The 13,096-nt window shown below is 35.2% G+C and carries 11 protein-coding genes, 1 pseudogene and 1 riboswitch; of the genes and pseudogenes, 1 reads left to right on the top strand and 11 read right to left on the bottom strand.

Annotated elements, in window-relative coordinates:
* Nucleotides 1–125: 125 nt before the first annotated feature.
* Nucleotides 126–605, bottom strand: coding sequence for a ribonuclease E activity regulator RraA (gene rraA, locus DN389_RS11740; protein ID WP_088081942.1), 480 nt, complete (start codon nt 603–605; stop codon nt 126–128).
* Nucleotides 606–805: 200 nt separating this feature from the next.
* On the opposite strand from rraA, the gene DN389_RS11735 reads away from it, so the two are divergent.
* A complete protein-coding gene (locus tag DN389_RS11735; RefSeq protein WP_149237163.1) occupies nt 806–2,236 on the top strand; it encodes a YfcC family protein in 1,431 nt (476 codons plus the stop codon).
* A 142-nt stretch (nt 2,237–2,378) separates the two neighbouring features.
* Here DN389_RS11735 and DN389_RS11730 read toward each other — a convergent pair whose 3' ends face one another.
* The 10 genes and pseudogenes from DN389_RS11730 to DN389_RS11685 form a co-directional block, all read right to left on the bottom strand.
* Nucleotides 2,379–3,206, bottom strand: coding sequence for an endonuclease I family protein (locus DN389_RS11730; protein ID WP_149237162.1), 828 nt, complete (start codon nt 3,204–3,206; stop codon nt 2,379–2,381).
* A 471-nt stretch (nt 3,207–3,677) separates the two neighbouring features.
* A complete protein-coding gene (locus tag DN389_RS11725) occupies nt 3,678–4,556 on the bottom strand; it encodes a 5'-methylthioadenosine/S-adenosylhomocysteine nucleosidase (RefSeq protein WP_149237161.1) in 879 nt (292 codons plus the stop codon).
* Between the two features lie 163 nt (nt 4,557–4,719).
* Nucleotides 4,720–4,823, bottom strand: a riboswitch (purine riboswitch).
* A gap of 244 nt (nt 4,824–5,067) precedes the next feature.
* A pseudogene (locus tag DN389_RS11720) lies at nt 5,068–5,184 on the bottom strand (helix-turn-helix domain-containing protein); the annotation flags it as partial.
* Between the two features lie 369 nt (nt 5,185–5,553).
* On the bottom strand, nt 5,554–6,012 hold the full coding sequence (locus tag DN389_RS11715) for a DUF2262 domain-containing protein (protein WP_097858601.1): 459 nt from the start codon (nt 6,010–6,012) through the stop codon (nt 5,554–5,556).
* A 197-nt stretch (nt 6,013–6,209) separates the two neighbouring features.
* Complete coding sequence (locus DN389_RS11710) at nt 6,210–6,380, bottom strand: DUF4083 family protein (protein ID WP_000052060.1); 171 nt, start codon at nt 6,378–6,380, stop codon at nt 6,210–6,212.
* Between the two features lie 163 nt (nt 6,381–6,543).
* Entirely contained in the window at nt 6,544–7,518 is a 975-nt protein-coding gene (locus DN389_RS11705; protein ID WP_149237160.1) for an alpha/beta hydrolase family protein, read from the bottom strand.
* A 16-nt stretch (nt 7,519–7,534) separates the two neighbouring features.
* A complete protein-coding gene (locus DN389_RS11700) occupies nt 7,535–8,659 on the bottom strand; it encodes a helix-turn-helix domain-containing protein (RefSeq protein ID WP_149237159.1) in 1,125 nt (374 codons plus the stop codon).
* Nucleotides 8,660–9,062: 403 nt separating this feature from the next.
* Entirely contained in the window at nt 9,063–9,440 is a 378-nt protein-coding gene (locus tag DN389_RS11695; protein ID WP_001001284.1) for a hypothetical protein, read from the bottom strand.
* Nucleotides 9,441–10,132: 692 nt separating this feature from the next.
* Complete coding sequence (gene ybaK, locus DN389_RS11690; RefSeq protein WP_149237158.1) at nt 10,133–10,609, bottom strand: Cys-tRNA(Pro) deacylase; 477 nt, start codon at nt 10,607–10,609, stop codon at nt 10,133–10,135.
* Between the two features lie 288 nt (nt 10,610–10,897).
* Nucleotides 10,898–13,060, bottom strand: coding sequence for a serine hydrolase domain-containing protein (locus DN389_RS11685; protein WP_149237157.1), 2,163 nt, complete (start codon nt 13,058–13,060; stop codon nt 10,898–10,900).
* Nucleotides 13,061–13,096 lie beyond the last annotated feature (36 nt).

Here is a 13,096-nt window from a genome sequence, read left to right as displayed (position 1 = left end):
TTATCGTAAAACGATAAACCTATACATTCTGTTAATTATAAATTTCTGTATTATTTTACTATTGACAAAGAATTTTGTCCATGCTTTATCGGATTTATTTTCTAAGAATAGTAGTTTACTATCCTTTAACGATGCAAACTCTTTTCACTAATAATGACGCCATCTTCATCCGCATACACATATTCATTCGGCTTCCATTCTACTTGTCCAAATTGCAATGAAATATCACGCTCTCCTTTTCCCTCTTTTACACTTCTATTTGGCATCGTCCCTAACGCTAAAATACCAATATCAATATTCTTTAGTTCACTAGAATCACGAACATATCCATTTACAATAATCCCTGCTAGCTTTCTTTCCTCCGCAATAGCTGCCAAATTATCACCAAGTAACGCACAATTCGTAGATGCTCCGCCATCAACAACTAATACCGTTCCTTCTGGTAGTCTTTGCAATCCTTCCTTCACTAGTACATTATCATCCTTCACTTTTACCGTTGCAATTTTCCCGTAAAACTGTTCTTTCTTCCCAAAAGATCGAAAAGACTTGCGACATATTTGTAATTCCTTTTCAAACTCATCACATAAATCCGTAGTTTTCCACATCTTTTTCCCTCTTTTCCCTATTCTTTCTATATAACATATTCTTTGATTATTTTCGTTTCCCTGTCTAACGTTGCAAGAATTTGTATGTACAGGAAAAGCATAGAAAAACTATTGCCTTAAGAAGCCACCTTTATTATAATCTATTTCACAGATAAATTTCAGAATATTAAAAATTAACCAAGTGAAAAAGGAGGGTTTTTATGCAATTCCATACCGAGGTAAAAAAGCAGCCGAGTAAACGAAAGTTTAAAATGCCTGACGCGTACGTACTACTATTTTTTATTGCCTTACTTTGTGCCATTGCTACATACTTCGTTCCTGCTGGAGAATTTAAAAGAGTTACAAACGGTACTGTTACAACGACAATACCAGGAAGCTATTATTCTGTTCCACAATCGCCGGTAGGGTTTGTTTCTTTTTTTACCGCTATTGAAAAAGGGATGACACTTGCTGCTCCTATCATCTTTTTAATTTTATTTACAGGTGGAGCTATTGCAATTCTTGAAAAAACAGGCGCTCTTGACGGTTTAATCTATCATGTGATTAACAAATTTCGTAATCAGCAATTACTTTTCATTTGCATTGTCGCCGCACTCTTTTCTATTCTCGGAACGACTGGTATTATCGTTAACTCAGTTATTGGCTTTATCCCCATCGGCATCATTGTTGCACGTACATTAAAATGGGACGCTATCGTCGGCGTAGCAATTATTTATTTAGGCACTTATGCCGGTTTTAATGCTACTATTCTATCTCCCTCACCTTTAGGCATTTCACAAAAGATCGCAGAACTTCCGATGTTTTCAGGGATTGGTTTACGTACCGCAATCTATATCTCTTTTTTAATTGCTACCATTTTATATATTAATTGGTACGTAAAACGTTTGAAGAAATCGAATAAAGGAAGCATTCTCGGTGACAACTGGTTTCCAAGTAACGCTCTTTCAAGTGAGAAAGAAACTGAGAAAACAGAAGTTCCTTGGACAATACGTCATAAATTAATTTTACTCGTTTCAGCTTTATCATTAATTGTATTTTTAATCGGCGCTTTTCGTCTACATTGGACAGACGCCGAAATGACCGCTACTTTTATTTTCATAGCAATTACAGCGGGAATAATAGGCGGCATGAAAGCAAACAATATCGCTTCTACTTTTCTAGCAGGCTGCCAAAATCTCATATACGGTGCTTTGATCGTCGGAATGGCTCGTTGTATTTCAGTCATTTTAGAACAAGGCAAATTGCTTGATACAATCGTTAACCAACTCGCACAGTCTCTCGAAGGACAAAGCCCTGTATTTGGCGTTATCGGTATGTATGTAAGTAGTGCCGCATTACATTTTCTCATTTCATCAGGGACAGGTGAATCCGTTATTTTCATTCCGATATTAGCTCCATTAGCTGATTTTATGCACATTACACGTCAAGTTACAGTACAAGCTGTTATGCTCGGCGAAGGTGTAGTGAACTGCCTCAACCCAACTTCCGGTGTTTTAATGGGCGTTCTCGCAGCGAGCGGCATTTCTTACGGAAAATGGATTCGCTTCATGGCTCCACTTGCATTCATTTGGTTTATCATTGGACTTATTTTTCTTATTGTTGGTGTGAATATTGAATGGGGACCGTATTAAAAGACTCATATTATACTTTACTTAATAAAATATCGATTCTATTCTCCAATCCTATAAAAATCACTTATTCTAGTATAGATATAAACAGGGATTGATCATAGTGATCAATCCCTTCTCTCAAAGTAAAATACCTTTAAGTATGTTACTTCCAAATTTTATTTACCCATTCCGGATGATCAATAAAAGGATTACGATTATGTTGATATTTCGTAAAAATCACTTCATTACGCTTTCGCTCTAAATCATCTACAGGGTCTTGTTCATTCCATTTTAGTAAAACGGATAGTTTGCCCATGTATGGATCTTTATTGTTATTCACCTTTTCATTTAATTCTAAGTCTATTTCGCCGTTGTCTCCTTCATAACGAACAGCCATGTAAAATAGCATTCTAGCGATATCTCCTTTTACACTATCACGAGGTTCCCAAGAATCACTATCATATTTACATTCTGTCGCTTCCGAATGATTCACACCACCATTATCAAAATCCAGATTTCCACGTGAGCTATTTACAGATACATCCGTCGCTCTTAAATGATGCAAATCTGTTCCAGCTCCTGCAGTCGTTCCAAAATCACCGTGAGATTTTGCCCAAACATGCTCTCGGTTCCAATTATCAACTCCTGAACCATTCGTAAGTTTCCCTTGCGAACGCCCAGTATATAAGAGTATCACATTATTTTTATTATTTGGATCTTCATCAGTATCTCTTAGTGCTTCCCAAACCGCACTGTATGATAACTTTGTATGATCATCAATAATATTATGAAGTTCCTTCTTTAATTCTAAACCCGTTTTTCCTATTGCATTATTATAATATGTATCATCATAGCTTTTTACAGTAATCTCTTGTGGTGATGCAGAAGCTACTTCACCGTGTATGATATTTGTGAATGAAAGAGATGCAGTACTTAAAATAAAAAATGAAGATAGTGTAACCATAGCAAGCTTTGTATTTCGAAACTTCATATGCCCATTTCCCCTTTAACATATAATTTGAAGCTATTAACTAAAAATGCTTTCTAACCCCCAAAAACTTTTAGAAAGCCATACCCATCCTTTTCTTTTTATTTAATACAAAACTCTATTGAGTCTGTATTATTTCCACACTTTTGGTTTATCTACTTCTCAAGGAATATCCTTCTCTAGTAAAGATTATTAAAATATTCTTTACAATTAAAAAGTAGTTTAATGTTAACTTAAAAATTTCAATTTTTTCATGCAATTATGCATATTTGATAAATCGTTCGACTTTTCCTTTTTCTATAATTGTCTTTATTTTTTGGTGTAAAACCCTTCTTCCTCTGAAGAATAAGTACAAAAATAGATTGGATACCATGTAGGCACCAACCTATTTTAATTAAAGAAACTGTGTCAATTCTGAGTTCACAACACGTTGTGCAGTAATGATAACATTTTTATATCGGGCCAGAACTACTACTATTTATTTGGCAACGTATCAATATACTTTTTAACTACTTCATATACATATTCTTGATTTGCAGCCGCTGTATTTGGATTATATTTTCCGCCGTTTGTTTTATTGTTAGATAATACTCGAATCCCTAAAAACGGTACGTCATACGCTTTTGCGATTTGCGCTGCTGCAGCGCCTTCCATTTCTTCAACAGATGTACCGTATTTTGTATGGAACCATTTAATTCTATCAACTTCATTATTCCAAACATCTGCTGAACCTATAGTCCCTTCAACCACTTTACCTTTTGTATATTTATCTTTTACCGCATTAGCTGCTGCAAGTAAACCCTTATCTCCCTCGTAGTATCGGACTTTCTCAGCATTTGGATCTTCTCCTGCACTTCCTTCAGAAGCCATTAAGTCCATTGAAATCCATTTTGTCGGTTCAATCCCTTGATTCTCATCCATATTTGTTGTTTTTAATGAACCTATGTTTACTACTTGTTTTCCTAAAACAATATCAAATACGTTTAAATTTGGATCGTGTCCACCTGATGTTCCTTGGTTAATAATCGCCTTAGGCTTATATTTTTCAATAGCCACTGCTGTAGCAGCTGCTGTATTTTCCATTCCTTTACCTGTTTTCGCTACGATTACAGGATAATTGTCGACAGTGCCTTTATAAAATACGAAAGTTCCAGACTTTTCTTCTTTCACATTTTTTAATCTTTTTGCAAACTTCTCAGCCTCTATCGGCATTGGCCCTTGAATTAAAATAGGTTGTTGATTACTTTTTGCCTCAACTTGTTTTGGACTCGCATTACATCCCGCAAGTATTGAGAATGACAATGCAACAGTAGTTACTAGGGCAGCACATTTTTTCAACGTATTCTTCTTCATAAATAATCTCCTCTTTCTCTTGTTGTTTTCTATACTCGATGCTTTTGGTCCAAACAAAAAAGTTCTAGAAATTGTAGAAGAATCTCTACTTTCTAGAACTACGGTAGTCAAAGTTAATTAAGCACATGCAAAATTATAAATCGGTAGCGTACATTACATAGCACGGCCGAATACTTTAACCCGTAGTCCAGTTCTTTCATTGGGAACTAGGTAGAAACGCTCGGACCATATTACCGAGTATATACGAGTGATGATGTGTAAAATTATTATATTGGTAATATATCAAACTTTTAGTGTGCACGCAATCTAAAAGTGAACATTTTAATTAAAAATGTTTTTAATGTTCGTTTTTAAAAGACGAATTATTTTTTTCGTCCATTTCGAAGTGAAAAATACCGTCAAAAAATTATATTCTGAATACTAAACTAAATCCACCTACAACATTGGATTTCTCATCTTCGCTAGTCGCGTACAATTCAGCCATTGCGAAGTCTAACCCAACAACTGTTTCTACTTCTTTTCGTTCAGCCAGCATTTTATTATAAACAAAGCGTACACATCCGAACGTTTTACGTATGAGATGTGCTTGTTCTTCTGTTGGATACAAACGGAATTTGTACGCCTTATTATGGCTTTATCATATCCGTTCACCTCATTTTCCGCTTCATTTCCCATAAGCTATGACTGTGATCACACAACCTGAACATTACAAAATTATTATCTACTTTCATTGTTATACCAAACTTTACCTCTTATAAGAATGATTATATCAAGGGCGAAATAAATAGGAAAACCCAATGTTTGGCTACACCAAACCGAAATTCATCTCCCACCTACCTCTAGACTATCGCCTTTCACACGCCCCAGGAAGGAGATTTCTTTCGGATAATACGTTAAAACTATGCAACTCTCTACCTAGTATTTCATCGTTATTTTATAATAATGACAAAAAGGATTGATTATAGTAATCAATCCTTTTCATTTTCATCTCTCAAAACTAAATCTCTGCATCTAATAAATTGTACTCATTGTCAAAAGAAGCATGGATTCTATGTCCACCAAATACATCTCCACCATTATATTCGCAATATATATCATTTTCTCTAATTACAATGTCCATAAGAGTAATAGATTGCTCAAATGTTTCTTTCGTCATATCATATTCTCCTGCATCTACAGCATCCCAATCTAAATGTTCATCATTCTCATCATATTCAGGCCAAAAATCATTTTTATATTCTATTAATTCTTCCGCTATAGCGACCTTAGCTTTTTTATCAAATTCCTCTAAACATACATAAAGCTTTTCTGCTCTTTTCATCATTTCATGTACATGTACAAGCTCTTTTCCAATATCCAATCCCCAATGTACTTTTCCTTCGTTTTGTTCATATGTATGAAAAGTTTCATTAAAGATAAACATTCCAATCAATTCACTTTTTATTGATTTTTCCATAATCTCAATTCCTTTCTATGCGAAAAAAAGAAACGATTATATTATAAGTAGTTATAGCCGTTGACTTTCATATTATATAAAACCTGCATTATAGAGAAAGTAAAACTTTAGTTGGATTGAAGTAAAGTGAATTAAGTATCCTATATTTCCCGCCTCTGCCAATAAAAACAACAAGCCCCTCCCGTTTGAAGAGAGGGTCAATCTTTATTTTGTTCTTCTAACAATTGAATAATCCTATCTAACTTTTGCTCAACTGGATCTTGCTTTTTACGATTACTAGTATGCCGAATTATGCGTATAATCCCGCCAATCAATACACCGATAATCAATGCAGTAATGGCATAATAAATACTGGTTCCTAAAGACATTATTCAGAACTCCTTTTTCCTTATTATACCATCAAAAAAAAGTCATATGTTGCGTAATTTCGGTTGTATATGTTATTCATGTTAATACATTTCCACGCCTATTATTAACCCACAACGATCAATCGCTCTCCCTACTACATTCCTCTTATTCATCAAATTTTGCTTAGAGAGTCTTACTTCCTGCATATTGCGAGATAAAACGTGCATCCATCCAATTCACAATTATTCCTTCCAACTCTGGATGAAGCGGCTTATCTGCACCTTCCGTATAAATCTTTTTAAATTCTAACGCTTTAAAATCACCTTCAAAATATTTTAAGGTATGATCCATATTTTTTACTACATATATTTCAGAATCACCTTGTACATAATCACCAATTCTCTTCGCTTTTTCAGGATTCGCCTGAAAGTCTTTATCCCCAGCAATAGCTAGTACTGGACATGTTACTTGTTGTAAGTCTTTATAGATGTCATGCTGAAAATGCTCTCTAAACCACTTTGCATTCATCGGTTTAAAACCAACTTTAATCGTATCTTTTTCTGTGTTCATCATTTTCTCTTTTATTTTTTCAATCTGCTTCTCTCCACGTTTCTCCACATTGAGAAGGCGCATTAGTTTTCCTTTTATCCCTTTCTGCTCTTTTAGTTCTTTATAAGCAATCTCTCTTTGTCTTTTCGTAGCCTCTTCTAATGATTCCGCAGCTCCTGTAAGAAGGATGAGTCCATTAACTGGTGTTCTTGCGTTTACTACAGTTGCTAACATACACCCTTCACTATGACCAGCTAAAATGATATTTTCCGAATCAACAAATGGCTGTTCTTTTAAATACGCAACCATAGCCTCTATATCGCTAACTAAATCCCACATTCCAGTCTTCTGAAATTCCCCATCACTCTTTCCTACCCCACGTTTATCAAAGCGGAGCGTCACTACTCCAAGCTGCGCCAATACATGCGCTAAATCTTTATATATGTTCGACTCAAGCTTTAGCGGTAATATCGTTCCATTACGATCAATCTCTCCAGATCCAGCAATAATGACAACAGCCGCATATTTCCCATCAACTTTCGGTTTAGTAATTGTACCTTGCAAAGTAAATTCACTCTTGATCGCTACTTCATATTCGTCGAAGGTCATTATATTAGTCCTCCTTCTATTCTTTTATACCCAATTTAAATTTCAAACTCGCTATTATATTTTTATACTCTAGTAAATCTTTCATCTGAGCGAAAACTGGATTCTCTGCAATACTTTGTAGCATACTTCGCTTTATAATCTCTTCATTTCTAACCGTTTTAGCCCCGAGTGGAAATTCTGCAAACCATCCATCAATCGCATCAAAATAGGAATCACCGTGTAAATGCAGACTATTTACTGTGAAGCTTGCCGCACAAACCGTTACATATTTACGTAACATTTCTAATGCCTTTTCAAAATTCCCTTGCATACAATATACTTGTGCAGCAGCATAGTATACTTTTAAAGTCATATTGGGATGTAATGTTTCTATTTCATATATATTTATTAACATGAAAGCTCTATTTAAAATTGCCTCTACCTTTTCAGCGTTTGAAGCATTTACTACTACATAATTCGGTATTGTCGCAACAAGTTGTATTAAATGTTGATACATACTAATTTGCATTATTTCATTTGCCTTTTCAGCATTTCCAAGCATTTGATATGCTTGGGCAATTAAATCCTCTTCTGGAACGTTAGGACGTATCGTTCCGCCAAGCAATTGTAATACTTCATTCGGTTTATTGAGTATAAGATAACAAGTTGCTTGAAACGATACCGCCTCTTTCACAAGAGAAACATCGTCACTTTCTTCCTGCACTCTGCTAAAGAGATACATTGCCTCTTCTAAAATTTCAATTCTTTTATCCGTATCCTCTGTTAACATATGGTGATTAATAAAAAGTAGTCCCATTTGAAGTAATAACGGAAAACAAGAATAATATTTTTTGGTTATTCCTCTGCACTCTATCATTACTTCATCAAACGGTTTTTCACTAAAAGCTTCCGCTAGTCTATGGTATAATTCCCTAATAGCTTCCTGTTCCATTTGTGGTGTATAACAGATTAGTTCATCTATACTTATATTAAAGTACGATGCTAACAGTGGTAAAAATGTAATATCCGGATAACTCTGCCCCGTCTCCCATTTGGAAACAGACGCCTTCGTAATACCGATATACGCCGCTAACTCTTCCTGCGTAATTCCCTTTTCTTTTCTCTTATCCGCAATTATTTTATGAATATTTATCTCCTTCACATCATCACCTCATACTTTTATTATATGCTTTTATTTCACACAACATATGGATTTGAAGTCGATTTTCGTTAACAAAATCAACTGTTAGGACACATGTCTCTAAAATCAAAGGCAGGAACATATTTGATATGTTCCTGCCTTTTTATTGTGTGGTACCGATACATAGCCATCTAGCTAGGATTTTGAAGTACTTCAAAATCAAAATTTTAATCTCACCACAGTTTTCTATGGGAATCCAGTGAACAGTTTATTTACATAATTTTCGTTATTGGTAGTTAATACATCTAGAAGTCTAAAAAAATATCCTCCAGTTAAGTACTCTGGAGGATATTCATATTTACATAATCATTCTTACAAGAAGCCACACAAAATGAAACCTCTTTAGCTCCCAAAAGGCTTACTCTTATCTATTAATAACTGTACATCGTCTTGCTCCTCTACAGATTAAACGCTCGGCTTCTCTTAATGAAATTGGAACAAGTACAGCTTCATCAACATCGTCTTCTACATCAAAAACCGCAAATGCTTCCCCACCCACGATTAAAACACAAATGAATTCTACTTCTAAATCATCATGAGACCTAGGAATACAATTAGAAATAGTACAACGTTGAATGCCCCCTGCTAACAATGTTCTAGCTTCTTGCTCAGATATTCGAATAAAAACAAATTCCTCTATGGCTACATTTCCAACTTCCACTTCAATTTCTACTAGAAGAAAGAATCTGTTTCTAATTCTCACTATACAATTTGCTCCAATTGAAATAATATCTTCATTCATTCTTTTCACCTCCTTTAATACTATAAAATTCATAAAGAGGTGAAATGGTGTGGACAAGTAAACAAAAAAGTTGTTTTTTGAAATGTGAGACATCATTTAACAACTATCATCAAAAAAACAGAAAAACAACCTACACAACAGGAAGTTTTTTCTGTTTTTAGTCTGTATACGATATTCAAAAATTAGTTAACATAACGTCCTATTATCAGTAGAAAGGAAAAAGGAGAACCCTGCTCTCACAAGGAAATCCTCTTTTTTAGTTCTATGAATCTATACATTTTTTGATACATTCCTATTCTGGCACAGTTTTAAGGTTCTTATTTGTTACTGGATTAGCAAAAAAACTGTATAAAATCTTGCATACTCTTAGCGTGGGCTTTTTCAAAAATACTGGCATCCCCCAATATGTGCTTTCTTATGGGGATTTCTTGAACTCTCATTAGAAACAATCTCCCGTCCTTTGTCTATCTTTGAGAGCAACTCTGCTTGTTTATGTAAAGTCCTCGCACCGAGGCTTTGTCCTCCTCCCAAAGCTAAACAAATGATTCATATTACATGCCCATATTAAACTGAATGTTCAATTTTTATCCAGTTTGTAAATAAAAAAGGATAATCAGCCACATAATGGACTAACTATCCTATAAATCTTTATCTAAATTTAATAAAACTAGAACTTCTTTTCCTATGTATCATTATTTCGTTACCTCACCAAATTGCGCTCTCGTCACTCTCGCCAAGTCATCAACTTTCAGCTCAATTTGTATACCAATTTTCCCGCCACTTACAATCATCGTTTCAAGTGATTGGGCGCTTTCATCGATACATGTAGAAAATAACTTTTTCATTCCGACTGGTGAACAACCGCCGCGAATGTATCCTGACACTTTCGTAATATCTTTTACGGGAATCATTTCAATTTTCTTTTCACCAACTGATTTTGCTGCTGCTTTCAAGTTCAGTTCTCCATCTACCGGAATGATAAACACATGATAATTTTTACTATTCCCTTGAGCGATTAACGTTTTATATACTTCTCTCACTTCTCGTTCAATTTTCTCAGCTACTGATACGCCATCAATTTTTCCATCGTCCGGATCATATGACATCATCGAATATTCGATCTTTTCTTTATCTAATATTCGCATCGCATTTGTTTTATCTTTTTTCATAGCGGTCTCCTTAAAAGGTTATTTCATATTATTAAGTTTTCTTTTATTATACACCCTTTTCCATTTTACCTGCATAACTTCACATTTTTGTAGATATATTTATGCATCATCCTACAAAGATTTTATTTCCCATTAAATTTAAAATCACATAAAGTGAAACTTTAATCAGTGGGGGTTTTGTTCATCCCCCACTGATTATTAGTTGAACCAATCGGGCTGCCCGTTAATGCGGGATAAAGAAAATCGACATAGAGCCTTCAAACGGAAGGCTCTATGTCGATTTTACATTTAACGTCCAAACTCTTTATTAAATATTTTATCCCTGCCTGTAATAACTTCTGGTCCTACTGCATTAATAGCAGTTACTAAAATATGTTCTCCTCCAATAGGTCCACCAACCCTTGTTTCAAATCCAAAAGTCCCACCAGCATGCCCCCAATACGATTGTCCATCTGATGTTTTCTCTTCATAAATTCCTAGTCCAACCTTACCTATAGGTGAATCTACTGTTGTGAACATCTGATCCATTAGCTCTTGATTTAAGAGCTTTCCACCCAATAGTGCACTGAAGAATGTAGTCAAATCTTCCACTGTTGAAACCATATTTCCAGCTGCATTTGCCCATGACTGATTAATTTCTGTCAAATCATATAAACGACCTGATCTATCCATATTATATCCATTAGCATGCTTACCCGGTATGTGCGAACTTGCTTCCATTACAAATGTCTCTTTTAACCCGAGCGGTTCAATAAATCTTTTTCTAATTTGCTCCGCATACGTATCTCCTGTTACCTTCCGAATAATTTCCCCGGCTATAACAGTATTTGTGTTTGAATAGTCCCAGCCCTCCCCTGGTGCAAATACAGGCGGCTTTGCAAGTGCTAAACTTATGAGCTCATCGGTACTATAATAACGAAATGGGTTTTGAGGCAATGTAATATCTCGCATATCTAAATCAGTATATGCTGCAATCCCACTTGTATGGTTTAATAACTGACGAATTGTAATTTTACTCCCATCATATCCGTTACCCTGTACAACTCCTGGCAACCATTTTTCAACTGTATCATCAAGGTTTAGTTGTTTCTCTTCAGCCAATTGCAGTACAACAGAAGCAGTGAAAGTCTTCGTTATGCTTCCGATACGGAACGAAAAATTCGTTTCTACAGGGCGTGGCATCTCATAACTAGCTGTTCCGGTAGCATACGACCAACGCTTTCCATCCTTTAATCCGCCAGCTATAACACTAGGAATTTTTTTATTCGTTACTACTTGATCCATTACATTTTGTACTTCTTCTCGATGTTTACTTTTCTTTTCCTTATCAGTAGGTTCCTTTTTTGATTTTGCCGCAAATTCTGAAGCTAAAATATTATTAATTTGTTTCTCTGCGCCTAATACATTAATATTTATCGAGATAACATGCTGACCATCTTTCGTTCCACCAGCAAAGTTAGTAAAACCAGGGATACCACCACCATGTCCCCATACTTCAGTACCATCTGGTAATTTTGTTGCGTGAATACCAAGTCCATACTTTCCTAATGGGGTATCTACTGTGTGAGTCACCATCTCCTTCTGCATTTCCGGTGTTAGTAATTTACCACCTAATAAGGCACGGAAGAACGTTGTCATATCTTCTCCTGTCGAAATCATTTCACCACTAGCATTAGCAAACGATGGATTAAACAAAGTAATATCTACTAATTTATCTCCCGTATTTAAATAGCCACGGGCATTTTTTTTCGGAATATCCATTGAGCTTCCAGGAAGAACTGTTTCTTTTAAACTAAGAGGATCAATAATTCGTTTTTGTATCTGCTCAGCATATGATTCCCCTGTTACTTTCTGAATAAGTAATCCAATAATAACCATATTCGTATTCGAGTATGACCATCCTTTTACTGGTTCTAATTGTAAGGCACGAGAAATTAATTGTTCCGCTGTATAATTCTCACTTGGATTCTCTATTAATTTCTCTTTAAGATCTGGAGTCAAGTAATCAGCAATTCCGCTTGTATGATTTAATAGTTGGCGAATCGTAATTTTGCTGCCATTATAACCTTTCCCTTTTATAAGTCCCGGCAACCATTTCTCTACCGTATCATCAAGACTTAACTTCTTTTCACCCGCAAGCTGCAATACTACTGTAGCTACAAAGGTCTTCGTTGTGCTCCCAATTCTAAAAGCAGAATCAGCATCTACTTTATGATTTCTCTCAATATTACCTTCCCCAGAAGCATATGCCCAACTTGCCTCTCCATTTTTCACAGTAACAATAACTCCTGGAATATTCTTTGCATCGGCAGCTTTATCAATAACTTGTTCAATTGATGTCCTTTTGTTTACCGCATGTACGTTTTCATAAGAAGGTATCGCTAACGCTCCAACCAATATTGCTCCTGTTAAAATAAGGGGTGTTCCTTTTCTTAAGATAAATGACTTCATTATGCATCGCTCCTATTATTTTAATTTTTTCTGTTG

The sequence above is a fragment of the Bacillus sp. AY3-1 genome (genome assembly GCF_008368785.1).
In the GTDB taxonomy this organism is placed as follows: Bacteria; Bacillota; Bacilli; order Bacillales; family Bacillaceae_G; genus Bacillus_A; species Bacillus_A wiedmannii.
This window is presented reverse-complemented; position numbering and strand designations above follow the sequence as displayed.

Excerpts from the sequence above, each read along its gene's own strand:
- DN389_RS11705 (WP_149237160.1), bottom strand. The coding sequence starts at position 7,518 with ATGACCTTCGACGAATATGAAGTAGCGATCAAGAGTGAATTTACTTTG.
- DN389_RS11730 (WP_149237162.1), bottom strand. The coding sequence starts at position 3,206 with ATGAAGTTTCGAAATACAAAGCTTGCTATGGTTACACTATCTTCATTT.
- DN389_RS11685 (WP_149237157.1), bottom strand. The coding sequence starts at position 13,060 with ATGAAGTCATTTATCTTAAGAAAAGGAACACCCCTTATTTTAACAGGA.
- DN389_RS11695 (WP_001001284.1), bottom strand. The coding sequence starts at position 9,440 with ATGAATGAAGATATTATTTCAATTGGAGCAAATTGTATAGTGAGAATT.
- DN389_RS11715 (WP_097858601.1), bottom strand. The coding sequence starts at position 6,012 with ATGGAAAAATCAATAAAAAGTGAATTGATTGGAATGTTTATCTTTAAT.
- ybaK (WP_149237158.1), bottom strand. The coding sequence starts at position 10,609 with ATGAAAAAAGATAAAACAAATGCGATGCGAATATTAGATAAAGAAAAG.
- DN389_RS11735 (WP_149237163.1), top strand. The coding sequence starts at position 806 with ATGCAATTCCATACCGAGGTAAAAAAGCAGCCGAGTAAACGAAAGTTT.
- rraA (WP_088081942.1), bottom strand. The coding sequence starts at position 605 with ATGTGGAAAACTACGGATTTATGTGATGAGTTTGAAAAGGAATTACAA.
- DN389_RS11725 (WP_149237161.1), bottom strand. The coding sequence starts at position 4,556 with ATGAAGAAGAATACGTTGAAAAAATGTGCTGCCCTAGTAACTACTGTT.
- DN389_RS11710 (WP_000052060.1), bottom strand. The coding sequence starts at position 6,380 with ATGTCTTTAGGAACCAGTATTTATTATGCCATTACTGCATTGATTATC.